The sequence below is a fragment of the Chenggangzhangella methanolivorans genome, from assembly GCF_019797865.1.
In the GTDB taxonomy this organism is placed as follows: Bacteria; Pseudomonadota; Alphaproteobacteria; order Rhizobiales; family Methylopilaceae; genus Methylopila; species Methylopila methanolivorans.
The window spans coordinates 3,378,459-3,400,954 of the sequence record NZ_CP081869.1 but is presented as its reverse complement, the minus strand read 5'-3'; the positions used below and the strand labels follow the sequence as shown (position 1 = coordinate 3,400,954).

Sequence of the window (22,496 nt, the reverse complement as noted above, 5' to 3'; positions counted from 1 at the left end):
GGCGGGGCGATGGGAGCGGAAACGGCTCACGATCGCGCCGGGACCGGCCTGCGGGAGACGGACGATCGCCATGATCGAGCCTTCTAGCGAGAGAACGCTGGCGTTCCATACCGGCAGGCGAAAGTTTCGATAGCCGCCGGTTTCTCGGAAGACGACACCACACTCGCCCGACGCCCTCATGACAACGTAAGGGCCTGAGGCAAAGAGACTTTCAGCCGCCTAAGCAGCGGCTCTCACTTTTAGGCGACCGCGGTCCGTCGAGATCCCGCGAGCGGCGCCAGCGCCTCCTCGAGCGCGCGGCGGTCGAGCGGCTTCTGCATCAGCCCGTCCATGCCGGCCGCCCGCGCCGCCGCGTCGTCGCCGACATTGGCGGTGAGCGCGAAGATGAGCGCGGGCGCGCGGCCCGCCGCGAGCTCGACGGCGCGCATGCGACGCGCGGCCGCGCAGCCGTTGAGCCGCGGCATGCGGATATCGATCAGCGCCGCGTCGAAAGCCTCGCGCTCGAAGGCCTCGCAGGCCGCCTCGCCGTCGGCGACGTGCACCGAGGCGTGGCCGAGCCGCGCGAGATGGGCGAGCGCGATCAGCGCGCTCACCGGGTCGTCCTCGGCGACGAGCACCTTCAGCCCGTCCCCGGCCGGGAACGGCACGGCGGGCGCGGCGGGCTCGGCCGGGCGGTCCTCGACGCCGAGCGGATCGAGAAGCCGGCTCGCGAGCGAGGAGGCGCGCACCGGCTTGACCAGATAGCCGTCGAACCCCTGGGCGTGGAGGCGGTCGAGCTCGCCGCGATCGGCCGGCGACAGCAGCAGCAGCGCGCGCTCGGCGCCGGCGAAGCGCGCCGCCGCGGCGAGCGCCGAAGGCGACGGGCCGGCCTCGCGGTCGACGAGCGCCGCGAAGGTTCCGTCGAGCCGCGCCTGCGGCGACGCGGCCGCGTCGAGCTCGGCCGGATCGACGACGCGCGCGGCCGCGCCCATGGCTTCGAGGCTTTCGGCGAGCCAGGGTCCGGTGAAGGGCGCGCTTGAGACGATCGCGATCCGCAGCCCCGCGAGCGGACGATCGCCCGAGGCCTCGACGGTCTGCGACATGGGAAGCTCGAACGTGAACGTCGCGCCCTGCCCCGGGGCCGCGAAGCCGGAGAGCGACCCGCCCATCGCGGCGGCGAGCCGGCGGCTGATGGCGAGGCCAAGCCCCGCGCCGGACGACTGGCCCGCGCCCTCGCCGCGCTCGAACTCCTCGAACAGGCGCTCGGTGTCGGCCGGATCAAAGCCCGGCCCGGTGTCCTCCACGGCGAAGCGCAACTTCCCCCCGGCCGCCTCGACCTTGAGGCCGACGCCGCCCTGCTCGGTGAATTTCACGGCGTTGCCCGCGAGGTTGAGCAGCACTTGCCGCACCCGGGCGGCGTCGCCGCCGACCTCCTCGGGAACCCCGGGACCGACCTTCACGGCGAAATCGAGCGCCTTGTCCCGCGCGCGGGGGGCGAGAAGCTCGGCCACCTCCTCGATGAGGGCGGCCGGCGAGAACGGCTCTTCGGAAGGCGCCTGCCGATCCGCCTCGACGCGCGACAGGTCGAGGATCTCGTCCACGAGCCCGAGCATCGCCTCGGCCGAGCTCTTGATCGCGCGGGCGTAGGTGCGCTGGTCGGGCGCAAGCCGGGCGTCGAGCAGGAGGCCGGCGGTGCCGATCACGCCGGTGAGCGGCGTCCGCATCTCATGGGTGACGGTCGCGAGAAAGCGCGACTTCGCCTGCGATCCGGCCTCGGCGCGGGCCTGGGCCTGCTCCAGCGCGCGCTCCCCCTCTAGGCGGATGCTCTCGGCGCGGTCCTCGGACTCCCACAGCCGGTCGCGCACGGCCTCGAGCTCGTCCTCGACGCGTTCGGCGCGCCCGAGCGCCATCAGCGCGGCGCGCAGGATCCAGATGCAGGCGAGCGCCAGAACGCCGCTCAAGGCCGCAAAGAACGCCACGGCTTCGCTCCAAGGAGGCTGCGCGCGCGTCACGCGTCGCGCAGCTGAACTCGGCCGAGCCTGCGGCATTAGGGTTTACGAAGGTTTGACGCGATCGCGGACGCCCGCGATTGCGTCCGCGACCGTGGCGCCCCAGATACGTGTGGATGAGCGTCGCCTTCACCAAAGAACAGGACTACGAGGCCGCGGCCGCCGATCTGCCGGACCGGCCGGTCTCGTCGCACCCGAACCTTGTCACCCGCGAGGGCCTCGCGGCGCTCGACGCCGCGCTCGCCGAGGCGCGCAAGGCGTTCGCCGCCGCCCAGGCCGCCGGGGCATCGACGTCGACCGTTCGGCGATGGCGCGCGCGGCCCGCGACGTGCGCTATTACGCGGCGCGGCGCGCGAGCGCCGAGCTCACCGAGCCGAAGCCGACCGGCGCCGTGACCTTCGGCGCGCGCGTGACCTTCGAGCGCGAGGACGGACGGCGCCAGACCTACCGCATTGTCGGCGAGGACGAGGCCGAGCCCTCGCGGGGCACCGTGTCCTACGTCTCGCCGCTCGCCCGCGCGCTCATGGGCAAGGGCGTCGGGGGCGAGGCCACGGTCGCGGGCGGCGCTGTCGAGATCCTGTCGATCGACTGACCCGCGTCAGTTCTCGCCGGCCTCGCCGTCGCGATAGTAGGGCTCGACCGGGCCCTTCAGGAGGATCGTCAGCGGATTGCCGGCGCGGTCCCGCGCGGCGCCCGCCGCGACCCGGATCCAGCCCTCCGAGACCGAATACTCCTCGACATTGGTCTTTTCCTGCCCCTTGAAGCGGATGCCGACGCCGCGCGAGAGCGCCGCCTCGTCATAATGCGGGCTGTCGGGATTGACGGACAGGCGATCGGGCGGCGCGTCGGCCATGGCGGCTCTCCATTGGGCCCCGGGGGCCATGAACAAGGGCGGCGCCGGAGCCCTTGGCCCCCACGCGCGAGCGCGGGTCATAGACCGCTGTTTGCGCCGGCGCCAAACGCCGATGCGCGACCGCGCGCCGCAGCCCGCTCATTGTGGCGCCGCAATAGGCTTATATGCGTTGCAACATGGACGAGCCTCAGGGTCCGTCCCGGTGAGTGACATTTTCACGGAGAAGCCTCATGGCGTCGATCTTCGACACCGTCTGGGGAACCGGACCGCAGCGCGCCAGACGTCAGGCCAACGGACCGTCGGCGCGCGTCGCGCCGGGCGGAGACGCCAAGCGGCGCAAGCGCTTGACCGAGATCGAGAGCTTCGGCGCCGACCCCGGCGCGCTGCGCATGCTGGCCTATGCGCCCGCCAACCTCGCGCCGGGCGCAGCGCTGGTTGTGGTGCTGCACGGCTGCACCCAGTCGGCGGAAGACTACGACGCGCAATCCGGCTGGAGCGCGCTCGCCGACGAGCTCGGCTTCGCGCTGCTCTATCCCGAGCAGCGCCGCGCCAACAATCCGGCCGGCTGCTTCAACTGGTTCCTGGCGGCCGACAGCGCCCGCGGGCTCGGCGAAGCGCGCTCGATCCGCGAGATGGTCGAGACCATGATCGCGCTGCGCGGGCTCGACCGGGGACGGATCTACGTCACGGGCCTGTCGGCCGGCGGCGCGATGGCCGCCAACCTGCTCGCCGGCTATCCGGACGTGTTCTCCGCCGGCGCCCTGATCGCGGGCCTGCCCTGCGGCGCCGCCGCCAACGTCACGGAGGCGTTCGGCGCCATGTCGCAGCCGGCCGCGCGCACCGACGCCGAGCTCGGCGACGCGGTGCGGCCGGCGCGCCCTATGAGGGGCCGTGGCCGCGCGTGTCGATCTGGCAGGGGCTCGCCGACCGCACCGTCGCGCCCGGCAACGCCGACCAGCTCGCCCGCCAGTGGCTCGACGTGCACGGGGCGCCCGCCGCGCCGACCACGGAGGCCCGCCGCGGCGGGCGGCTGCGCCGCGCCTGGAAGCTCGACGGGCGCGAGGTGGTCGAGGTCAACACCATCGAGGATCTCGGCCACGGCGCGCCGCTGGACGGCCGCCGCGGCGAACGCCCGGGTCCGTTCATGATCGACGTCGGCGTGTCCTCGACGCGCGCGATCGCGCGGTTCTTCGGTCTGGTGCGGCGCGCGCCTCCGGTGGCCGACGCCGCTCATCGGAGCGCGGAGCCGGACGCCGGAGACGACGCCCACGCGACGCCCGCCCAGACATCTGCGGGCGCGAAGACGCGCTCGGGCGCCGAGGCGCTTTCCGACGCGAAGACCCGGTCCGACGTCGCGCCTGCGGCCGCCGGGGCCGGCGCGCCAGCCGACGACGGGACGCCGCCGCCGCGAGATCTCAAGCCGCGCGCGCTGCGCGAGCCAACGACCGCCGCGCGCTCCGAGCAGGCCGATCCGGCCGCCTCGCACGCCGCCCCCGGGCGGATCGACGTCGCCGCGATCATTACGAAGGCGCTCCGCACCGCCGGACTGATGCGCTGAGCCGACGTCCCGGACCGCCTCACGCCGCGCGCGCCGCGTCGGGCGGGCTCTCCGCGCGATAGGCGAGCGCCTCGGCGAGATGGATGCGGCCGACCGCGGCCGCGCCGTCGAGATCGGCGAGAGTGCGGGCGACCCGGAGCACCCGGTGATAGCCGCGCGCGGAGAGCTTCAGCGCGTCGGCGGCGTCGGACAGCAGCCGCCGGCCGCCCGCGTCGGGCCGCGCGACCTCCTCGAGCGCGCTCACCGGCAGGCGGGCGTTGAGCCAGGCGCCGGACTCCGACGCGGCGACGCCGAGCGCCGCGGCGCGTTCGCTCTGGAGCCGGCGCGCGGCCGCGACCCGGGCGGCGACCGCGGCGGAGTCTTCCTTGGGCGGCGGCGCCATCAGGTCGGCGGCCGAGACCGCGGGCACGTCGAGGCGGATGTCGATCCGGTCGAGCAGCGGGCCGGAGACGCGCGACTGGTAGTCGACCGCGCAGCGGGGCCCGCGCCGGCAGGCGTGGCCGCCCTCGCCGCCGCCGCAGCGGCAGGGGTTCATGGCGGCGACGAGCTGGAAGCGCGCCGGATAGGCGATGCGGTGGTTGGCGCGCGCGATCGCCGCCACGCCGGTCTCGAGCGGCTGGCGCAGCGCGTCGAGCGCCTGCGGGTTGAACTCCGGAAGCTCGTCGAGGAACAGCACGCCGTTGTGCGCGAGCGCGATCTCGCCCGGCCGCGGCCGCGCCCCGCCGCCGACGAGCGCCGCCATCGAGGCCGAGTGATGCGGGCTGCGGAACGGCCGGGTTGGTGAGGCGCCCGCCCGCGAGCTCGCCCGCGACCGAGCGGATCATCGCGACCTCGAGCAGCTCGGCGGCTCGAGCGGCGGCAGGAGCGAGGACAGACGGCTCGCGAGCATCGACTTGCCGGCCCCCGGCGGCCCGCGGAACAGCAGATTGTGCCCGCCCGCCGCCGCGATCTCGAGCGCGCGCTTGGCGGTCTCCTGGCCGCGCACGTCCTTCAGATCCGCGGCCGGCGCGGCGGCGTCGGGCAGGCCCGGCCGCGGGCGGGCGAGAACCTGCGCGCCTTTGAGATGATTGGCGATCTGGATGAGCGAGCGCGGGGCGACGAGGTCGAGGTCGTGGCTCGCCCAGGCGGCCTCCGCGCCGCAGGCCTCCGGGCAGATCAGCCCGTGGCCGCGCGCATGCGCCGCGACCGCGGCCGGCAGCGCGCCCGCCACAGGGGCGATCGAGCCGTCGAGCCCGAGCTCGCCCAGCACCGTGACGCCGGCGAGCGCCTCGGGCGGCACCGCGCCGATCGCCGCCATCAGCCCGAGCGCGATCGGCAGGTCGAAATGGCTGCCTTCCTTGGGCAGGTCCGCGGGCGCGAGATTGACGGTGATGCGCCGCGGCGGCAGCGCGAGGCCCGAGGCGATCAGCGCCGCGCGCACCCGCTCGCGCGCTTCCGACACCGCCTTGTCGGGCAGGCCCACGATCGAAAAGGCCGGCAGGCCGGCCGCGACCTGCACCTGGACGTCGACCGCGCGGGCCTCGACGCCTTCGAACGCAACCGTGGACACCCAAACGACCATCGCGCCGCCCCCTTGACGGGAAACGATAGCGGCGGGCCGGCGGCCGTCAAGAACATTCTGAGAACATCGACGTGAGATCGACGCTCGGCCTTCAGGCCGAGGCGAGGTTTCCGCTCCGCACGACCTCGAGCCGACCCGGGCGCGCCGCGGCGACGACGCAGCGCGACTTGCCGAGCCCCTTGGCGGCGTAGAGCGCGCCGTCGGCCACGTCGAGCAGGTCGGCGAGCGCGTCGCCGTGGTCGGGCGTCAGCGCGACGCCGACGCTGACGCCGACCGCGAGCTCGAGGTCGGGCGCGAGCTCGTAGGGCTGCGCGAGCTCACGGATCAGCCGCTCGCCGAAGGCCTGGGCCTGTCCGCGCGCGACGCCCCGCGCCACCACGACGAACTCGTCGCCGCCGATGCGCGCCGCGACGTCGCCGGAGCGCAGCAGCCGCCGCAGCCGCCCCGCGGCCTGTTGCAGCAGGCGGTCGCCGGTGGCGTGGCCGTGGATGTCGTTGACCGCCTTGAAGCCGTCGAGGTCGAGATAGAGCAGCGCGAGGTCGCCGTCCCGCCCGCCGTCCATCGCGCGCGAAAGGCCCGAGCGGTTCGAAAGCCCCGTGAGCGGGTCCTCGGTGGCGCGCCGGTCACTCTCACGCTCGGCCATCATGGTCTTGATCAGCAGCGCGTTCAGCCGGTAGGCGGCGAGCCGCATGCTGTAGAGATACATCGGGATCTGGGCGAACACGACGAGCATCACGGGCTCGCCCGAAAACGGCGCGGCGAGGCAGGCGGGCCCCAGGCTCAGAGCCGTCATGACGGCGGACAGCCGCGGCGCGCCGAAATTGCGGAAGCAGGTGCCGCCCACCATGGCGGCGGCCGACATGCAGGCGAGCGTCGCCGCGACGAAGTCGCCGCTCACGATCGAGACGAAGGCGCCGTAGCCCACGCTTGCGGCCCAGCCGACGCCGAGCACGAGATAGAGATCCGTCGGCGTCTCGCGCCCCTGGCGGGCGCGGCGGAACGAGATCAGCAGCACCGCGAGCCGCCAGACGCAGACCACGATCTCGATGGCGAGCCACAGCAGGATCGGCGTCGTCGGCATGCGCCAGGCGATGAGGGCTGCGATCGCGATCGTGTTCAGCACGCCGCCGATGTAGATCGGCAGGGTGCCGTAGAGGCTCCCCACCAGCGCGCGGCGGATGTCCTCGGGCGCGTCGACGCCGGGATCGGCGAGCCACCTTGTGAGGCGCCACCGCGGCAGGCTGAAGCTAAGACCACGATGCGGCATGTCGTCTGCTGATTCGAATCGCGTCGAGAACCGGTATCATGGCCTGCGACAGCTGAACGGGTGATTAGCGCGTCTGCGCGACGTTTGTTCGACTTGCGCCTTCCCGCCGCAGCCAGGCCGCGTCGCAGTCGTCCGCCGACGGCGCGCCTCGAGGCGCAGGGGCCCGCGACGTCCGGCCGTAGGGCTCGCGATGTCGGCGCAACGCCTACAGTTCGCGGCGCCGACGCCGGCGCCTGCCTTAAATCGTTGGGGCGCAATCATCTTGTGGATTCTAAAGTCACGCATGAACAGATCACGACGCGGGATGGTTCCGAACAAGATATCGGAAAATAATCTTCATCGCTTTGCTTGACTTGGCAAAACGTCTCCCGAACTCTCGTCGCAAGAGGAAGGGTGACAGAACATGGAACGGGCTCACGACGGATCGGGACCTGACGGCGCCGGCGGCTCGCGCGTGGCGGTCGCCGCGCATATCGCGAGCCAAAGCGAAGATCTGAAGCGACTCGCGCGCAAGCATCAGCTGGCGACGCTCGCCTATCTCCTCGACATGGCGCGGCTCGAGGCCGAAACGGCCTGCCGGACGCAGGCGCCGGCCGAGACCTGAGAGCGCGGGCCGAAACGGCTTCGCCGGCGGCGGACTTAAAGCCGCGCACGCCGCAGTCCGACGGCGGCCTGCGCCAGCCCCTCGCCCGCCGCGATCGCGATCCTGTCGCGGATGGCAGGCCGGAAACTGCCGCGGGCTCATGGCGCCGAGCCCGTCACGACGGCGGTCGCGGCCGCGTTTGAAACCACATGATCGCCGCCGCTTGATAAGAACAAATATCGAACATATGGTCATGCCCTCACTAAGGACGTGATCTCTTGGATGTCACCCGTAAGCTCGCAATTCTGGCCGACGCCGCGAAATACGACGCCTCCTGCGCGTCGAGCGGCACGACGAAACGGAACTCGCTCGGCGGGGCCGGCGGCGGCCTCGGCTCGACCGAGGGAGCCGGCATCTGCCACTCCTACGCGCCGGACGGCCGCTGCATCTCGCTCCTGAAGGTACTGATGACGAACGCCTGCGCGTTCGACTGCCTCTATTGCGTCAATCGCGCGTCGAGCAACACGCCGCGGGCCCGGTTCTCGATCGCCGAGATCGTCAACCTGACGCTCGACTTCTACCGGCGGAACTACATCGAGGGCCTGTTCCTGTCTTCGGGCGTCATCCGCAGTCCGGACTACACGATGGAGCAGGTGGTGCGGGTCGCGCGTTCGCTGCGGATCGACCACGGCTTCAAGGGCTACATCCACCTCAAGACCATTCCGGACGCCTCGCCCGAGCTCATCGCGGAAGCCGGACTCTTCGCCGATCGCCTGTCGATCAATGTCGAGCTGCCGAGCGAGGCGAGTCTCAAGACGCTCGCGCCCGAGAAGGACGTGCGGGCGGTGCGGCGCGCGATGGCGGGCCTTCGCACCCGCATCGAGGCCTCCAAGGCCGACGGCAAGACGCGCGCGAAACCGCCGCGCTTCGCGCCCGCGGGCCAGAGCACGCAGATGATCGTGGGCGCGGACGCCGCCGACGACCGGCTGATCCTCGACGCCTCCGCCAATCTTTACGCCGGCTACCGGCTGAAGCGGGTCTATTATTCCGCCTTCAGCCCGATTCCAGACGCAAGCGCGCGCCTGCCGCTCAAGCCCGCGCCGCTGATGCGCGAGCATCGGCTCTACCAGGCCGACTGGCTGATGCGGTTTCTACGGCTTTTCGGTCTCCGAGATCACCGAGGCCGGCGGCATGCTCGACCTCGAGCTCGACCCCAAGCTCGCCTGGGCGCTGCGCCATCGCGGCCGCTTCCCGCTCGACTGCCAGACGGCCTCGCGCGAGGAGCTGCTGCGGGTGCCGGGCCTCGGCAAGACCACGGTGGACCGGATCCTTTCGGCGCGCCGCTTCCGCGCCATCCGCAGCGAGGACCTCGCGCGGCTGAAGGTGTCGCTCGCCAAGGTCTCGCCCTTCCTCAAGCTCGCCGACCACCGCCCCTCGATCGCGGCGCTGGAGAGCGAGCGCCTGATCGAGCGGTTCCGGCCGAAGCCCCGCCAGATGGCGCTCGCGCTGTGAGCGGGCGGCGGATCGTGCTCGCCGAGCCCGACGACGTCGCCGGCTGGCGGCGCGCGGCGCGCGGGCTGCTCGCCGAGGGCGCGCCGCCGTTCACGGTCGACTGGCGCGTCGGCGAGGACGACCGCGACCTGTTCGGGACCGACGACGCGCCCTCCCCGCAGGTCGCGGGCGCGCCGGCGCCGAGCGTGCCGCGCAGCTTCCTCGAGCTCGCCGAAACCGGTCTGCTTCATTCCGATCCCGGCCGTTTCGACCTGTTCTACCGCCTGCTGACGCGGGTCGCGGCCGACCGCCGGCTGATGGAGGACGCCGCCGACCCGGACCTGACGCGCGCCCGCGCGCTCGTGAAGGCGGTGCGGCGCGACAAGCACAAGATGACCGCCTTCGTGCGCTTCCGCGAGATATCGGGCGAGGACGGCGCGCCGCAGTTCGTCGCCTGGTTCGAGCCCGAGCATCACATCGTGGCGGCGACCGCGCCCTTCTTCATGCGGCGCTTTTCGGCGATGCGCTGGTCGATCCTCACACCGCGGCGCTCGGCGCATTGGAACGGGACGCGGCTCGAGATCGCCGAGGGCGCGAACCGCGCCGACGCGCCCGAAGGCGACGCGCTCGAGGCGCTGTGGCGGACCTATTACGCCTCGATCTTCAACCCGGCGCGCCTCAAGGTCTCGGCGATGCGGGCCGAGATGCCGAAGAAGTACTGGCGCAACCTTCCCGAGGCCCCGCTCATCGGTCCTCTGATCGCGCAGGCCCAGCGGCGCTCCGACGAGATGGTCGCGGCGCCCGCGGCCGAGCCGAAGAAGGGCCAGAGATTGATGTCGCCCCCGCCCGCCGCCCCGGAGCGCGATCCGACGCCGCTTTCGGCGCTGCGCGAGATGGTCGAGGGCTGCCGCGCCTGCCCGCTATGGGGGCCGGCGACGCAATCCGTGTTCGGAGAGGGGCCGGAGGGCGCGCAGGTGGTGGTCGTCGGCGAGCAGCCCGGCGACAAGGAGGACATCGCCGGCCGCCCCTTCGTCGGGCCCGCGGGCGCGCTGTTCGACCGGGCCGCGGAGGCCGCGGGCGTGGAGCGCGAGAAGCTCTACGTCACCAATGCGGTGAAGCACTTCAAGTTCGAGCCGCGCGGAAAGTTTCGGCTGCACAAGTCGCCCGCGCCCGGCGAGATCGCCGCCTGCCGCGGCTGGCTCGAGCGCGAGCTCGGCGCCATCCGCCCGCGCCTCGTGGTGGCGATGGGCGCGAGCGCGGCGCGCGCGGTCATCGGGCGCGCCGTGAAGGTCGGCGACGCCCGGGGCGCGATCATGGAGCGCGAGGGCGCGCCCGACGTGCTGGTGACGGTCCACCCGTCCTACCTGCTGCGCCTGCCGGACGAAGCGCGCAAACAGGAGGAGTTCGACCGCTTCGTCGCCGATCTTCGTCTCGCCCTCCCGTTCCTGCAGGCCGCGTGAGGCGCCGCCTCGATCCGGCGAGGCAACCATTTCCCGCCCTCGCGCGTTTGCCCGACGCCGGGTCGGCCGACGTCGCGCGTGGATGCGATCGAGGCCCCGCCCGGCAGGCGTAGGGGCGCCGTGTGAAAGGATCGAGCCATGACCGTCCGGTCGGCTTCGCAGTCGCGTGACGCGTTCAAGTCCACGTCGGAAATGAGCTCCATCTCGGGAAAAACCGCCTCCTCATCCTCCTGGCGCGACGATGCGCGGCGCTCGTTCGACGCGCGCCTCGGAAGCTTGCGCGACGTCGTGCGCGAGCGCCGTTGGCCGGTCGTGGCCGCCGTCGTGATCGTGGCGCTGTCGGGCGCGGGCGTCGTCGCCAATGTCGGCGGCGCGGCCTCGGATCGCGCCGACGCGCTCGAAAAGTCCGTGGCCGAGCGTGAGAAGCGCGTCGAAGCGCTCGACGCCGAGCGCAAGCGTCACGAGGACCGGCTCGCCGAGTTGCAGCGCAAGCTCAACGCCAAGGAAAGCGAGATCGCGGCGGGCGAGGAGCGCGTCGCCGCGCTAGAGACGCGCCGCGCCGGGCTCGAGCGGCAGGTCGCCGAGCTCGTCGGACCAGTCGCGCCCGGCGCGACGGAACGCGTGTCCAACGCGGAGCCGGCGGAGATCAAGGCCGCGTTCGCCGACGCGGCCGACATGCCGCCGGACGAGACCGTCGAACCCTCGACCGCGCGCGTCGACCCGCCTTTGCCCCCGCGGCGAAGCGAGCGCCTGCGGGCCTCGTCCCGCGCCACGGCGGATGAGTTCGCCCCAGCCGACGAGACCGCCGCGGTCGACGACGCCGCGCCGGACGAGCGCATGGCGGCAGGGCCGGTGCGCGTCTTCATCCATGTGCGCTCGGCCGACCCGGCGGCGCGCGAGCGGGCCGCGGCGGTGGCCGCCGAACTCCGCCGGCGCGGCGTCTCGGTCGCTGAGATCCGCGGCGTGAGGCTGCCCGTGCGGCGCGACGCCGTGCGCTTCTTCTATGATCAGGACCGCGCCGCGATCCGCGCGCTGCAGGACGCGGTCCGCCGCGCCTCGCCGAGCGATTTCGCCCCGGAGGTGCGCGACTTCCGCTCCTACGGCTCGCCGCCGCGGCGCGGCACGATCGAGCTCTGGCTCTCCTGAGCCAGGCCCGGGCCGGAACCACGGGCGAAGCCAGAGACACGGGGAGAGGTCCGCTAAACTGTGCGGACCTCCTTCACGCTTCGTTCGCCCTTATCACGGTCCGTTGATGAATCGCGAAGAAGTTGAGGGCAAGGTTGCGGCCTAAGGCGCCGGCTGATTCGCGGCCGGGCCAGGGAGCCCCGCGTCCATGTCTCTCAGCGCCGGCCAAGCGAACCGGGCCCGGATCGCGCTGCAGCGATTCGGCCTCGGCCCGACCCCCGGCCTCATGGAAAAGATCGGCGACGACCCGCTCGCCGCCCTGAAAGCCGAGCTCGACGAGCCCGACGTCGCGCTGATCTCCAACAAGGCTCTGCCGAGCCGCGCCAAGGCCGCGCGCCTGTCGCAGACCGATTTCTCGACCAGCGAGCAGATCCGCCAGCTCGAGCTCGACGCGCGCATCGACAAGCACCTGTCGGCCCGCATCGGCTTCGTGGAGCGGCTCGTCCTGTTCTGGTCGAACCACTTCTCGATGTCAGTCAACAAGGATCAGGTGATCCGCGCCACCATCGGGCAGCTCGAGCGCGACGTCATCCGCAAGAACGTGCTCGGCAAGTTCGCCGCCATGCATCGCGGCGTCATGCGGCACCCGGCGATGCTGCGCTATCTCGACAACCAGGACTCCAAGGGCCCGAACTCCTATCGCGGCCAGTGGAGCGGCGGCTTCAACGAGAACCTCGCGCGCGAGCTCATGGAGCTGCACACGCTCGGCAGCGGCGCCTATAGCGAGCGCGACGTCACCAACATGGCGCTGGTCCTCACCGGCTGGTCCTACATCCGGTCCTGGGAGGTCGGGCAGGAATGGGCGGACGCGCCCGGCGGCAAGGCCGGCGAGTTCTATTTCCGCGAGAAGTGGCACGAGCCCGGCGCGATCCAGCTGCGCGGCAAGTCCTATCCGGCCGGCGGGATCGAGCAGGGCGAGGCGGTGCTGACCGATCTCGCCCGCGCGCCCGAGACCGCCCAGCACATCGCCTTCAAGCTCGTGCGCCACTTCATCACCGACGAGCCGACGCCCGAAATGGTGAACCCGGTGGCCAAGGCCTTCCGCCAAAGCCGCGGCGACCTCAAGCAGACGGCGCTCGCGCTGATCTCGCTGCCGGCCGCCTGGAGCCTCGAGCACAAGAAGATCCGCACGCCCTACGAACTCACCATCGCCCAGTACCGGGCGCTCGGCACGCGCTACGCGCCCGACCGCCGCTGGGTGTTCACCGAGCCGCTGCGCGCGATGAACCACCTGCCCTGGGAGCGCCCGGCGCCGGACGGCTATTCGGACGAGAACTATTCCTGGCTCGACCCGGACGGCATGACCATCCGCCTCGACACCGCGCAGCTCGCCGTCTGGGAATACGGCGCCGCCTCGACGGCCGCGCCGCTCGCGCTCGCCCGTTCGCTCTACGGCGAGTCGCTGTCGGGCCAGACCAAGAGCGCGCTGACCTGGATCACCGAAAAGACGCCCGGCTACACGGTGTTCTTCATGTCGCCCGAGTTCCAGAGGAGATGAGCGTGACCGATCCCGTCTCCCAGCGCCTCGCCGCGGCCGCCGCCGAAGGCTGCGCGGAATCCCGCCTGCTGCTGTCGCGCCGCGCGGTGTTCGGCATCACCGCGGGCCTGTTCTCCGCCGCCTATCTGCCGCAGACCGCAAGCGCCGCCTCCGATGATCCGCGGCTCCTCATCGTGGTGCTGCGCGGCGGCATGGACGGGATCAACGTCGTCGTGCCGCATGGCGACGCCGCCTATGCGGGCATGCGCGGCCGCATCGCCATCCCGCGCGACGCGACGCTGTCGCTCAACACCAGCTATTTCGGCCTCAACTCCGCGTTGCCCTCCTTCGGCCAGATGTATCTCTCCGGCCAGGCGGCGGCGGTGCACGCGGTCTGCACGCCGTTGCAGAACCGCTCGCATTTCGACTGCCAGGACAATCTCGAGAGCGGCCTGCCGGGCCTCTCATCCAACCCGACCGGCTGGCTGAACCGCCTGCTCTCGTCGATGCCGAGCGGCTCTCCGATCGACGCCTACGGCGCGATCCAGGTCGGCGAGGCGCCGCTGCTGCTGCGCGGCCCGGCGCCCGTTCTCGGCTGGTCGCCCACCTGGTTCTCGCACCCGCCCGCGCCCACCTCGGACGCCGTCGTGACGCTGCTGCGCAAGCGCGACACCGAGCTCTACGACGCGCTGAGGGCCGGGATGAAGGCCGACGCGCTCGCCGAGAAGACATCGTCGGACGAAGACCAGAACGTCTCGCAGTTCCGCCGCGCGTTCCGCGGCGCCGGGCGGCTGCTCGCCTCGAGCAACGGGCCGCGCATCGCGGTGCTCTCGGTCGGCAATTTCGACACCCACGCCAACCAGGGCGCGACGGACGGCTTCCTGTGGGGCTCGCTGAACGAGCTCGACGTCGGCCTGAAGGAGTTCGCCGACTACGCCGCGCCGGTCTGGTCCAAGACCGTGGTGGTGATGGCGACCGAGTTCGGCCGCACGGTGCGGGTCAACAGCGGGAACGGCACCGACCACGGCGTCGGCACGGTGGCGCTGCTCGCCGGCGGCGCGGTGCAGGGCGGCAAAGTCTATGGCGACTGGCCGGGCCTCGCCGCCTCCCAGCTCGTCGACGACAGCGACCTCAAGGCCACCACCGACCTTCGCGCCGTGTTCAAAGGCGTGCTCGCCGATCATGTCGGCGTGCCGCGCAACGTGCTCGACACCACGGTGTTCCCGGACTCCGCCGACGTCGCGCCGATGCAGGGGCTGATCCGCGGCTCGGCGCCGTCGAGCGCGAAGGTCGCGGGCGTGCGCGGCCCGTCGAAGGCTGCGCTGCGGCCGACGACCGGCATCGCCAAGTATCGCGCGGCCTACGGGGTTTGAGGGCCGCGCGCTTTCGGCTCATCTGACAGACGATCGCCAAAACCTCGGCCGTCATGCCCGCGCGAAGCGCGGGTATCCACGACTTGGGAAGCGGCGCCCTCGTCAAACACAGTCGTGGATACCCGGCCTGACGGCCGGGCATGACGGCGGTGGTTCGGACGCGCTGATGCGAACCCAACTCACCCCTTCGCGGCTCCCTGCGGCAGCGACATCAGGATCTGCCGGTCGGCGATGCTCGCGACCCGGCTGTTGTGCGTGACCACGATGCGCGTCATCGGCAGCCGTTTCAGCGCGTCGAGCACGACGTCGATCGCCCGCTCGTCGAGATGGTTGGTCGGCTCGTCCAGCAGGAAGAGGCTCGGCTTCCGGTAGAGCGCGCGGGCGATGAAGATGCGCTGCTTCTGCCCGCCCGAGAGCGTCGAGCCCATGTCGCCGACGAGCGTCTCGTAGCCCATCGCCATCCGCATCACGTCGTGGTCGATGCCGGCCGCGGCCGCGCAGGCGCGCGCCCACTGCATGTCGAGCGCGGGATCGAAACACGCGATGTTCTCCGCGATCGAGCCCGCGAACAGCCGGTCGTCCTGCAGCACGCAGCCGATGCGCTCGCGATAGGAGGCCATGGAGCGCTCGTTCAGCGGCGTCCCGTCGATCTCGATCGCGCCGGAGGTCGGGGGCAGCAGGCCGGCGAGCATCTTGAGCAGAGTGGTCTTGCCGCAGCCCGAGGGCCCGAGCAGCGCGACGCATTCGCCGGGTCGGATGTCGAGGTCGAAGCCGCGCACGATCGGCTGCTCGCCGCCGCCATAGGCGAAGCCCACGTTCTTCATCGAGATCGCGGTGGCGGGCCGCAACTGGCCCGGGGCGGCGGGCGCAAAACCTTCGCCCGAGACCTCGCGGGGCGTAAGCGCGATGTCGGCGAGGCGCTCGGCCTGCAGGTTCAGCATCCGCATCTTGAAGGCCGCCTGCACGAGGCTCTCGATGCGGGTCGCGAACTGGTCCTTGTAGGCCAGGAACGCGACCAGCGCCCCGAGCGTGACGCTCTGGTCGATGACGGCGTTCGCCCCGAGATAGAGGATCAGCACCCGGTCGAGCCCGAACAGCAGCTTGGTGGCCGAGTTGAACAGCACGTCGAGCTTCTGGGTGTGGAGCCGGGCGTTGAAGCGGTCGACCAGCAGGTTGAGCCACGTGGCCGTGCGCCGCTCCTCCAGCCCGAACAGCTTTACGGTGGTGGCGCCGCGCAGGGTCTCGAGGAAATGCGTGTTCTCGCGCGCCGACTGGACGATGCTCTCCTCCGACGCCGCGCGGTAGGGCGCATAGGCCCCGACCCGGATCGCGACGTAGATCAGCGTCGTGCCGACCGCGACGAGCGCGAGCCAGCCGCCGAACAGCGCCATCATGGCGATGAGCCCGACCGCCATCACGCCGTCGACCACGGAGAGAACCGAGGTCGTCGAGAGCGTGTCCTGCACCGTCTCGAGCGAGCGGAACCGCGAGGTGACGTCGCCGACGTGGCGCTTTTCAAAGTAGTCGAGCGGCAGGCGGATGAGGTGCGAGAACAGGCCGCTCGCCCACTGCACGTTCAGCCCGTTCGACAGCGCCATGATGGCCCAGGAGCGGGCGGCGAACATCGCGGTCTGCAGCACCACCAGCAGCGCGAGGCCGAGCGCCACCAGCGTCACGAGATCGGCGTCGGCGGCCACGATCGCCTGGTCGATGATGATCTGCGTGCCGAACGGCACCGCCAGCGTGAACACCTCGAAGGCGACCGAGAGCGCGAGAAGCTGGAGGATCGCGGCCGGCAGGCCGACGACGTTGCGGAACAGCGCGGTGAGCCGGATCGTCTGCCGCTCGTCGGCGGGCGAGAAGTCCTGCGTCGGCGTCAGCTCCAGCGCGACGCCGGTGAAGGACTTCGAGAGCTCCTCATGGCTCATCGTCCGCCGGCCGATCGCGGGATCGAGGATCGTGGCGGTCCGCGGGCCGACGCTTTCGAGCACCACGAAATGGTTGAAGCCCCAATGCAGCACGCAAGGGACGGCGAGCTCGGGCAGCGCCTCCATCTCGACGCGCAGCGCACGCGCGGCGAGCTCCAACCGCCCCGCGATGCAGACGAGCTGCTTGAGCGTCAGCCCGCCGAGCGAGGTCGAAAAGCGTCGGCGCAGCGTGGCGAGATCGACCAGGCGCCCGTGGAAGCCCGAGACCATCGCGAGGCAGGCGAGCCCGCATTCGGCGGCCTCGGTCTGGAGCACCGTCGGCGTCTTGGGCCGCGACCAGCCGAGCGAAAGCCGCTCGACCAGCGAGCGCGTCTCCGGCGCAGGCCCTGCGGCGTCGGTCGCGCTCACCAGCCGCCTCCCGCGCCCGTCTGCCCCGGCCCGCCATGGAGCGGGCGCAGGCTGAAGAGCGGATTGAGGATCCATTGCCAGATCGGCCGCGTGTCGAGGAAGATGTCGGCCTCCACCTGCATGCCGGCCTGCAGCTGCTCGCGCTTGCCATAGGCCTCGATGTCCGACGATCCGGGCTTGACGGTCAGCCGATAGAGCGCGCCGCGCCCCTGCAATTCGGCCGGCATCGGCACGCCGGTGTCGATCTCGTCGGAACGCAGCGCCGCGCGCGAGATCGCGGTGACCACCCCGGGATGCTGCCCGAACTTCTGGTAGGGGAACGTCGCGTAGCGCAGCATCACAGGGTCGCCCTCGCGCACGAAGCCGATGGCGCTCGATTCGGCGTAGAGATTGGCCTGCAGCGTGCCGCTGTCGGGCACGATGGTGAGCAGCGGCGCGCCGTTCGGCACCGCCTGGCCGGCATGGGCCACGACGCCGGTGACGCGCCCGGCCTCCGGCGCCACGATCTCGATCCGCCGCTGCGCCTCGGCCTCGGCGATGGCGCGGTCGGCCTCGGCGACCTGCCGGCGGATCTCCGAGAGCTTCGAGCCGCCCTCATGGTCGATCTGGGCGATCTCGGCGCGAGTGGCGTTGGCGTCGCTTTCGAGCCGCACGCGGTCGCGGCGCAGCTGCTCGAGCTTGGTCTTCTCCGTCATCAACCGCGAGCGGCGGTCGTCGACGTCGCGCTGCACGGTGATGCCGCGCTTGAGATAGTCCTGATAGGAGCCGAGCTGCTCGTCGAGCAGCTTCATGTACTCTTCGCCGGTCGTGATCTGGCGGTCGACCTGCGCGGTCTCGCGGTCGAGATCGCCGATCTTCACGTTGAGAGCGTCCTTGCGCTCCGTGTCCGAGACGGTGCGCCGGAACACCTCCTTGCGAAGCTCCTCGCGCTGGACTTTCAGCGCGGCCAGCACCGTCTCGCTCGCGGCGCCGAGCTCGGTCTGACGGTCGAGGTCGAGCGCGTAGAGCGCCTGGCCCTTCTCCACCCGGTCGCCGTCCGTCACCTTCAGCGACAGGATTCTGGCCTGCTGCGGAGCCGCGAGCTTGATGAGGCCCTGGCTCGGCGCGAGCACGCCCTGCACGCGGGCGCGCTGGGTGTACTGGCCGAAGATCAGGAAGGCGACGACCGCGACCGCGAGCCCCGCGCCGACCGAGGCGACCACCCGGATCGGCCAGGGCTGCACCGCGCGCGTCGTCCCGAGCCACTGATCGGCGCGCGCCGAGATCGCGGCGGCGCGGAACAGCGGCAGCGCGCGCTTCGGCTCGACGGACGCAGGCGGCGCGGCCGCCGAAGCGTTCGCGACGAGCGCGCGGGCTTCAGGCGCGGCCTCCGGAGCCGCCGACTTCGGCTTCGGTTTGGGGCTCGGCTGGGGCTCGGGCCTGGAGCCCGGCTCGGACAGCGCCTCGGCGCCCATCATCTTTGACAAGAGTCTCGCATGCTCCCTGCGGCCGTCGCGGCGACCGTCAAACCCCCTTCAATGCCGGAAAAGGCGGCGAGAATGAGCAGCTGCGCCCGCCGCGTCCACCCCGCGGCCGCATAAATTCATCATTCGATCATTTCGCTGGAAATTTCCGCTGATGCGACGCCCGGCCGCACAAGTCCTGAAAATCGGTTGAGGCTCAGAGGCCTGCGCGGACGCGGACTCGAACGGCGGCTTTCGCCGGCTCCCGGCGATCTTTCGGGCGGCGGGGCCGTGACGCCGTGTCCCAGATCGGGACCAACTCCCTGAGCGACCGCCGGATTTTGTGATCATACGATCAACATAATTGCCAAACCCTTCTGATTCGAAAGGTTTTTCCCGTCGGTCGGCTGTCACGGGGCCGGACTTGATGCTCCGGGCGACCGATGCTCAGGTCGTGGGCGAAGCGCCGCTCCGGCGTTTCTTCAAACATTGGCGGGGCGTTTATGCGCGTCCCTTCCAGGGGAGAAGGATTGCATGACCAAGTTCGAAATTATCCGTGAGCTCAACGCCGCCGAGCTCGACGACGTCGCCGGCGGTCTGACGCTCGGTCTCGGCCTCGACCTGAGCAGCGAGCTCGCTGCGGTGTCCGGCACGATCGACCAGGTCGGCGGGCTCGTGGGCGACACGCTCGGCACCGTTCTCGGCGCCCTGCCGCACGCGACGGTCTCTTAAGGCCCCGCACAAGGCCGGTCCGCCCGACGGGTCGGCCGCTCAAGCGGTTTTGGGGACCGCCGCGCCGACGGGCGCGGCGGTCCCTTTTTCGTCCGACGCTCGGCGCCGGCGGCCCCGGTCAGGGCATGCGCTTGAAAACCCGCCCGTCATCCGGCCGAAGAGCCGGGATCCAGAGTCGATCCGGCCGTTCCAGACCTCGCCGCGGCGTCGGTTCTGGATCCCGGGTCAGGCCCGGGATGACCGTTGCGGTTCCTGCGCGAGCCTTCGGCAGTCACTGTCCGCTCTTCAGAGGCGCCCGCCCCTCCGCCCGTCATCCCGGCCGAAGAGCCCGGACAAGAACTGCGGTCAAACCAGCCGCACGCTCTGCGGCAGCAGGAACGGGCCGGGCGGCGCGACGCCGATGCGGGCCTCGACGTCATAGACCTCGCGCATCACCGCGTCGGTCAGCACCTCGGCGGGCGCGCCCCGCGCGATGATCCGTCCGGCCTTCAGCGCCACGATCTCGTCCGCGGCCATCGCCGCGAGATTGACGTCGTGCAGCACCGCCAGAACGCCGCCGCCCGCCTCCGCATGCCGCCGCGCGAGCGACAGAGTCGCGAGCTGATGCGACAGGTCGAGCCCGGCGGTCGGCTCGTCCAGCATCAGATGGCGCGGACGACCGTCGGGCGCCGAGGCGAGCTGAGCGAGCACGCGGGCGAGATGGACGCGCTGGCGCTCGCCGCCGGAGAGCTCCGAGCAGATCCGCCGGCTTTTGCCCGCCATGTCGACGGCCAAAAGCGCCTGAGAGACGACCGCGTCGGCTTCGGCTCGCGACAGGCCGGCGGGCAGGCCGAGCCGCGCCACCTCGTCGACCGTGAAGGCGAAGGCGAGTTCGGTGGCCTGCGCCAGCACCGCGCGGCGCCGGGCGAGCTCGGCCGGGCGAAACGCCGACAGCGCCTCGCCGTCGAGGCTGACGCGCCCCGAAGCTGGCGCAAGCTCGCCCGACAGCGCGCCGAGCAGCGAGGATTTGCCGGCTCCGTTCGGGCCGATCAGCACCACGACGCGGCCCGGCCGGACCTCGAGGCTCGCGCCGGAGACGACCTCGCGGCCGCCGAGCCTCACCGTCACGTCCTCGGCGACGAGCCCGCTCATCCGAACAGCTTTCCGCGCCGTCGCATCAGCAGCCAGAGAAAGAAGGGCGCGCCGAAGGCCGCGGTGACGACGCCGATCGGCATCTCGGCGGGCTGCGCGACGATGCGCGCCGCGACGTCCGAGGCGAGCAGCAGCCCGGCGCCCGCAAGCGCCGCCGCCGGCAGCAGCGCGTGATGCGACGGGCCGATGGCGAGCCGCACCAGATGGGGCGCGGCGAGGCCGATGAAGCCGATCGCGCCCGCGCCCGCGACCGCCGCCGCGCTCGACGCCGCGACGCCCAGCAGCGCGAGCCGCTTCAGCCGCTCGACGTCGACGCCGGAATGAAACGCCGCCCGCTCGCCGAGCGCGACCGCGTCGAGCCCGCGGGCGAGCGCGGGGATCGCGACCACAAGCGCCAGCACGAAGGGCGTGGCGAGCGCGGCCTTGACCCATGTCGCGCCGCCGAGGCTTCCAAGCGTCCAGAACAGGAAGGTGCGCAGCTGGTCATCGCGCGCGAGAAACACCAGGAGCCCGGTGACCGCCGCGACGAACGCCCCGAGCGCGACGCCCGCGAGCAGCGTCACCGCGATCTCGGTGCGCCCGTCCCGGGTCGCGATGCGGGCGAGCAGCGCGGTCGCCGCGAGACCTCCGAAGAACGCCGCGACCGGCAGCGCGAGCGCGTTGAGCGCCGGCGGGAGCGTGGCGGAGAGCCCCTCCCCCAGCACGATCCAGGCGACCGCCGCGAGCGCCGCCCCGCCCGAGACGCCCACGAGGCCGGGATCGGCCAGCGGGTTGCGGAACACGCCCTGCATCACCGCGCCGCCGAGCGCGAGCGCGGCGCCCGCGAGCGCGCCGAGCGCGGTCCGCGGCCCGCGGACGTCGATCAGGATCGCGGCGTCGCGCGCCATGTCGGGCGGCAGCCCCGCGCGGCCGAGGCGCGCGACCGCGCCGAGCACCTCCAGGGCGCGGGCAGGCGAAATCGCCACCGGGCCGACGCCGAGCGAGGCCGCCGCCGCAAGGACGAAGAACGCCGCCGCGAGGGCGACGCCGGCGGTTTTGGTCATCGCGCCGCGACGTCGCGGTCGACGGTCCAGTCCCGTTCGGGCAGGTCGGGAATGGCGGCTTCGGGATAGATCCCCGCCGCGACCGCCCGCGCCGCATGGGCGACCCGCGGGCCAAAGCCGATGAAGCCGAGCGCGTCGGCCGACACGACCCGGTTCTCCTTCACGGCGGGCGATCCCGCGAAGGCCGGATGACGCGCGATCTCGTCCGGCGAGACCGGGGCGCTCGTCGCCAGCACCACGATGGCGTCGGGCTCCATGGCGTAGGCCGCTTCGTCGGTGAGCGGCTTCCAGCCCGACAGCGCCGCCGCGGCGTTGTCGGCGCCTGAGAGCGCGAGCGCATGGGCGCCGCTCGAGCCGGCGCCGGCCGCCATCAGCGCGCCCCCGCGCGGCGGGCCGAGCAGCACGATCGCCCTCCGCCGCCTGGCGACCTTAGAGAGCGAGGCCTCCAGCGCGGCGGCGTCCTCCTCGATCCGCCGCGCCGCCGCCTCGCCGCGCGCCGCCTCGCCCACCGCCCCGGCGACCCGCCGCATCCGCGCCGCGACGTCCGCGCCGGACGTGGCCTCGTCGAGCTGGAGCAGGCCGACGGAGGCGCCTTTCAGCACGTCGATCGCCTCTTTCGGGCCGGCGCCGTCGGTCGCGACCACGAGGTCCGGCCCAAGAGCCAGAACGCCTTCGGCCGACAGCGAGCGGTAGTAGCCGACATTGGGCTTGGCGCGCGCCGCGGACGGAAACCGCGACGAGACGTCGACCGCCGCGATCCGGTCGCCGGCGCCGAGCGCGTAGAGGATCTCGGTCGCAGCCCCTCCGAGCGACACGATCCGCCGGGCCTCCGCCCAAGCAGCGACAGGGTATCCAAATACACCCATCGCCCTGCTGCGGCGAGCGAGGCGGTGACGAACAGGCGGCGGTCGAGGCTCGGCGACTTCATAATTATTCCAATGAAAACATTGGTTTAGACATCGAAGCCTATCGACGCCCAAGCGCGGCCGCTGTCAATCGACAAGGCCGTGGAGCCG

General features: G+C 72.0%; 17 protein-coding genes and 3 pseudogenes. 10 read left to right on the top strand and 10 right to left on the bottom strand.

The features are described from left to right. Positions 1-239 precede the first annotated feature (239 nt). Positions 240-1,958 carry a hybrid sensor histidine kinase/response regulator gene (locus K6K41_RS17850; protein WP_261401631.1) on the bottom strand — a complete coding sequence of 573 codons (1,719 nt, stop codon included), beginning with the start codon at positions 1,956-1,958 and terminating at the stop codon, positions 240-242. A gap of 146 nt (positions 1,959-2,104) precedes the next feature. Here K6K41_RS17850 and greA point away from each other — a divergent pair. Next, positions 2,105-2,580: pseudogene (gene greA / locus K6K41_RS17845) on the top strand (transcription elongation factor GreA). 6 nt (positions 2,581-2,586) lie between these two features. On the opposite strand, the gene K6K41_RS17840 reads toward greA, so the two are convergent. Next, a complete protein-coding gene (locus K6K41_RS17840) occupies positions 2,587-2,841 on the bottom strand; it encodes a DUF3297 family protein (RefSeq protein ID WP_261401630.1) in 255 nt (84 codons plus the stop codon). Positions 2,842-3,071: 230 nt separating this feature from the next. Here K6K41_RS17840 and K6K41_RS17835 point away from each other — a divergent pair, with 230 nt between their 5' ends. After that, on the top strand, positions 3,072-3,989 hold the full coding sequence (locus tag K6K41_RS17835) for an extracellular catalytic domain type 1 short-chain-length polyhydroxyalkanoate depolymerase (RefSeq protein ID WP_261401629.1): 918 nt from the start codon (positions 3,072-3,074) through the stop codon (positions 3,987-3,989). Next, entirely contained in the window at positions 3,986-4,399 is a 414-nt protein-coding gene (locus tag K6K41_RS17830; protein WP_261401628.1) for a hypothetical protein, read from the top strand. Before K6K41_RS17835 ends, K6K41_RS17830 begins: the two co-directional genes overlap by 4 nt. A 19-nt stretch (positions 4,400-4,418) precedes the next feature. On the opposite strand, the gene K6K41_RS17825 is transcribed toward K6K41_RS17830, so the two are convergent. The 3 genes and pseudogenes from K6K41_RS17825 to K6K41_RS29615 form a co-directional block, all read right to left on the bottom strand. Beyond that, the gene (locus K6K41_RS17825) at positions 4,419-4,781 is read right to left on the bottom strand and encodes a magnesium chelatase subunit ChlI family protein (RefSeq protein ID WP_261405773.1); all 363 of its coding nucleotides are present in this window, start codon (positions 4,779-4,781) and stop codon (positions 4,419-4,421) included. Positions 4,782-4,844: 63 nt separating this feature from the next. Then, positions 4,845-5,960 (bottom strand): annotated as a pseudogene (locus K6K41_RS17820) (YifB family Mg chelatase-like AAA ATPase); the annotation flags it as partial. Between the two features lie 91 nt (positions 5,961-6,051). Then, a complete protein-coding gene (locus tag K6K41_RS29615; RefSeq protein WP_315855053.1) occupies positions 6,052-7,227 on the bottom strand; it encodes a GGDEF domain-containing protein in 1,176 nt (391 codons plus the stop codon). 454 nt (positions 7,228-7,681) lie between these two features. Here K6K41_RS29615 and K6K41_RS17810 point away from each other — a divergent pair, with 454 nt between their 5' ends. The 6 genes and pseudogenes from K6K41_RS17810 to K6K41_RS17785 all read left to right on the top strand — a co-directional run bounded on the left by K6K41_RS17810 (position 7,682) and on the right by K6K41_RS17785 (position 14,796). After that, positions 7,682-7,831, top strand: a complete 150-nt coding sequence (locus tag K6K41_RS17810) for a hypothetical protein (RefSeq protein WP_261401627.1) — start codon at positions 7,682-7,684, stop codon at positions 7,829-7,831. A gap of 257 nt (positions 7,832-8,088) precedes the next feature. Next, a pseudogene (locus tag K6K41_RS30585) lies at positions 8,089-9,322 on the top strand (putative DNA modification/repair radical SAM protein). Further along, entirely contained in the window at positions 9,319-10,761 is a 1,443-nt protein-coding gene (locus tag K6K41_RS30580; protein ID WP_261405771.1) for a UdgX family uracil-DNA binding protein, read from the top strand. Before K6K41_RS30585 ends, K6K41_RS30580 begins: the two are co-directional and overlap by 4 nt. Positions 10,762-10,953: 192 nt before the next feature. After that, positions 10,954-11,907 (top strand): PspC-like choline-binding domain-containing protein, encoded by a 954-nt coding sequence (locus K6K41_RS17795; protein WP_261401626.1) that lies wholly within the window; start codon positions 10,954-10,956, stop codon positions 11,905-11,907. A gap of 187 nt (positions 11,908-12,094) precedes the next feature. Beyond that, the gene (locus tag K6K41_RS17790) at positions 12,095-13,444 is read left to right on the top strand and encodes a DUF1800 domain-containing protein (RefSeq protein WP_261401625.1); all 1,350 of its coding nucleotides are present in this window, start codon (positions 12,095-12,097) and stop codon (positions 13,442-13,444) included. 2 nt (positions 13,445-13,446) lie between these two features. Further along, positions 13,447-14,796 (top strand): DUF1501 domain-containing protein, encoded by a 1,350-nt coding sequence (locus K6K41_RS17785; RefSeq protein WP_261401624.1) that lies wholly within the window; start codon positions 13,447-13,449, stop codon positions 14,794-14,796. A gap of 179 nt (positions 14,797-14,975) precedes the next feature. Here K6K41_RS17785 and K6K41_RS17780 read toward each other — a convergent pair whose 3' ends face one another. Continuing rightward, the gene (locus K6K41_RS17780) at positions 14,976-17,132 is read right to left on the bottom strand and encodes a peptidase domain-containing ABC transporter (protein ID WP_261401623.1); all 2,157 of its coding nucleotides are present in this window, start codon (positions 17,130-17,132) and stop codon (positions 14,976-14,978) included. After that, positions 17,129-18,589, bottom strand: a complete 1,461-nt coding sequence (locus K6K41_RS17775) for an HlyD family secretion protein (protein WP_261405770.1) — start codon at positions 18,587-18,589, stop codon at positions 17,129-17,131. The genes K6K41_RS17780 and K6K41_RS17775 overlap by 4 nt, the downstream gene beginning before the upstream one ends. A gap of 519 nt (positions 18,590-19,108) precedes the next feature. Between K6K41_RS17775 and K6K41_RS17770 the strand changes: the two genes are divergently transcribed. Continuing rightward, a complete protein-coding gene (locus K6K41_RS17770; protein ID WP_261401622.1) occupies positions 19,109-19,306 on the top strand; it encodes a hypothetical protein in 198 nt (65 codons plus the stop codon). A gap of 345 nt (positions 19,307-19,651) precedes the next feature. On the opposite strand, the gene K6K41_RS17765 is transcribed toward K6K41_RS17770, so the two are convergent. The 3 genes from K6K41_RS17765 to K6K41_RS17755 are packed head-to-tail and all read right to left on the bottom strand — an operon-like array spanning position 19,652 to position 22,295. Beyond that, complete coding sequence (locus K6K41_RS17765; protein WP_261401621.1) at positions 19,652-20,437, bottom strand: heme ABC transporter ATP-binding protein; 786 nt, start codon at positions 20,435-20,437, stop codon at positions 19,652-19,654. Then, the gene (locus K6K41_RS17760; RefSeq protein WP_261401620.1) at positions 20,434-21,480 is read right to left on the bottom strand and encodes a FecCD family ABC transporter permease; all 1,047 of its coding nucleotides are present in this window, start codon (positions 21,478-21,480) and stop codon (positions 20,434-20,436) included. The genes K6K41_RS17765 and K6K41_RS17760 overlap by 4 nt, the downstream gene beginning before the upstream one ends. Next, positions 21,477-22,295 (bottom strand): heme/hemin ABC transporter substrate-binding protein, encoded by an 819-nt coding sequence (locus K6K41_RS17755; protein ID WP_261401619.1) that lies wholly within the window; start codon positions 22,293-22,295, stop codon positions 21,477-21,479. Before K6K41_RS17755 ends, K6K41_RS17760 begins: the two co-directional genes overlap by 4 nt. Positions 22,296-22,496: the final 201 nt, after the last annotated feature.

Excerpts from the sequence above, each read along its gene's own strand:
- K6K41_RS17825 (WP_261405773.1), bottom strand. The coding sequence starts at position 4,781 with ATGGCGCCGCCGCCCAAGGAAGACTCCGCCGCGGTCGCCGCCCGGGTC.
- K6K41_RS17770 (WP_261401622.1), top strand. The coding sequence starts at position 19,109 with ATGACCAAGTTCGAAATTATCCGTGAGCTCAACGCCGCCGAGCTCGAC.
- K6K41_RS17765 (WP_261401621.1), bottom strand. The coding sequence starts at position 20,437 with ATGAGCGGGCTCGTCGCCGAGGACGTGACGGTGAGGCTCGGCGGCCGC.
- K6K41_RS17775 (WP_261405770.1), bottom strand. The coding sequence starts at position 18,589 with ATGATGGGCGCCGAGGCGCTGTCCGAGCCGGGCTCCAGGCCCGAGCCC.
- K6K41_RS17830 (WP_261401628.1), top strand. The coding sequence starts at position 3,986 with ATGATCGACGTCGGCGTGTCCTCGACGCGCGCGATCGCGCGGTTCTTC.
- K6K41_RS17795 (WP_261401626.1), top strand. The coding sequence starts at position 10,954 with ATGAGCTCCATCTCGGGAAAAACCGCCTCCTCATCCTCCTGGCGCGAC.
- K6K41_RS17790 (WP_261401625.1), top strand. The coding sequence starts at position 12,095 with ATGTCTCTCAGCGCCGGCCAAGCGAACCGGGCCCGGATCGCGCTGCAG.
- K6K41_RS17760 (WP_261401620.1), bottom strand. The coding sequence starts at position 21,480 with ATGACCAAAACCGCCGGCGTCGCCCTCGCGGCGGCGTTCTTCGTCCTT.
- K6K41_RS17835 (WP_261401629.1), top strand. The coding sequence starts at position 3,072 with ATGGCGTCGATCTTCGACACCGTCTGGGGAACCGGACCGCAGCGCGCC.
- K6K41_RS29615 (WP_315855053.1), bottom strand. The coding sequence starts at position 7,227 with ATGCCGCATCGTGGTCTTAGCTTCAGCCTGCCGCGGTGGCGCCTCACA.
- K6K41_RS17840 (WP_261401630.1), bottom strand. The coding sequence starts at position 2,841 with ATGGCCGACGCGCCGCCCGATCGCCTGTCCGTCAATCCCGACAGCCCG.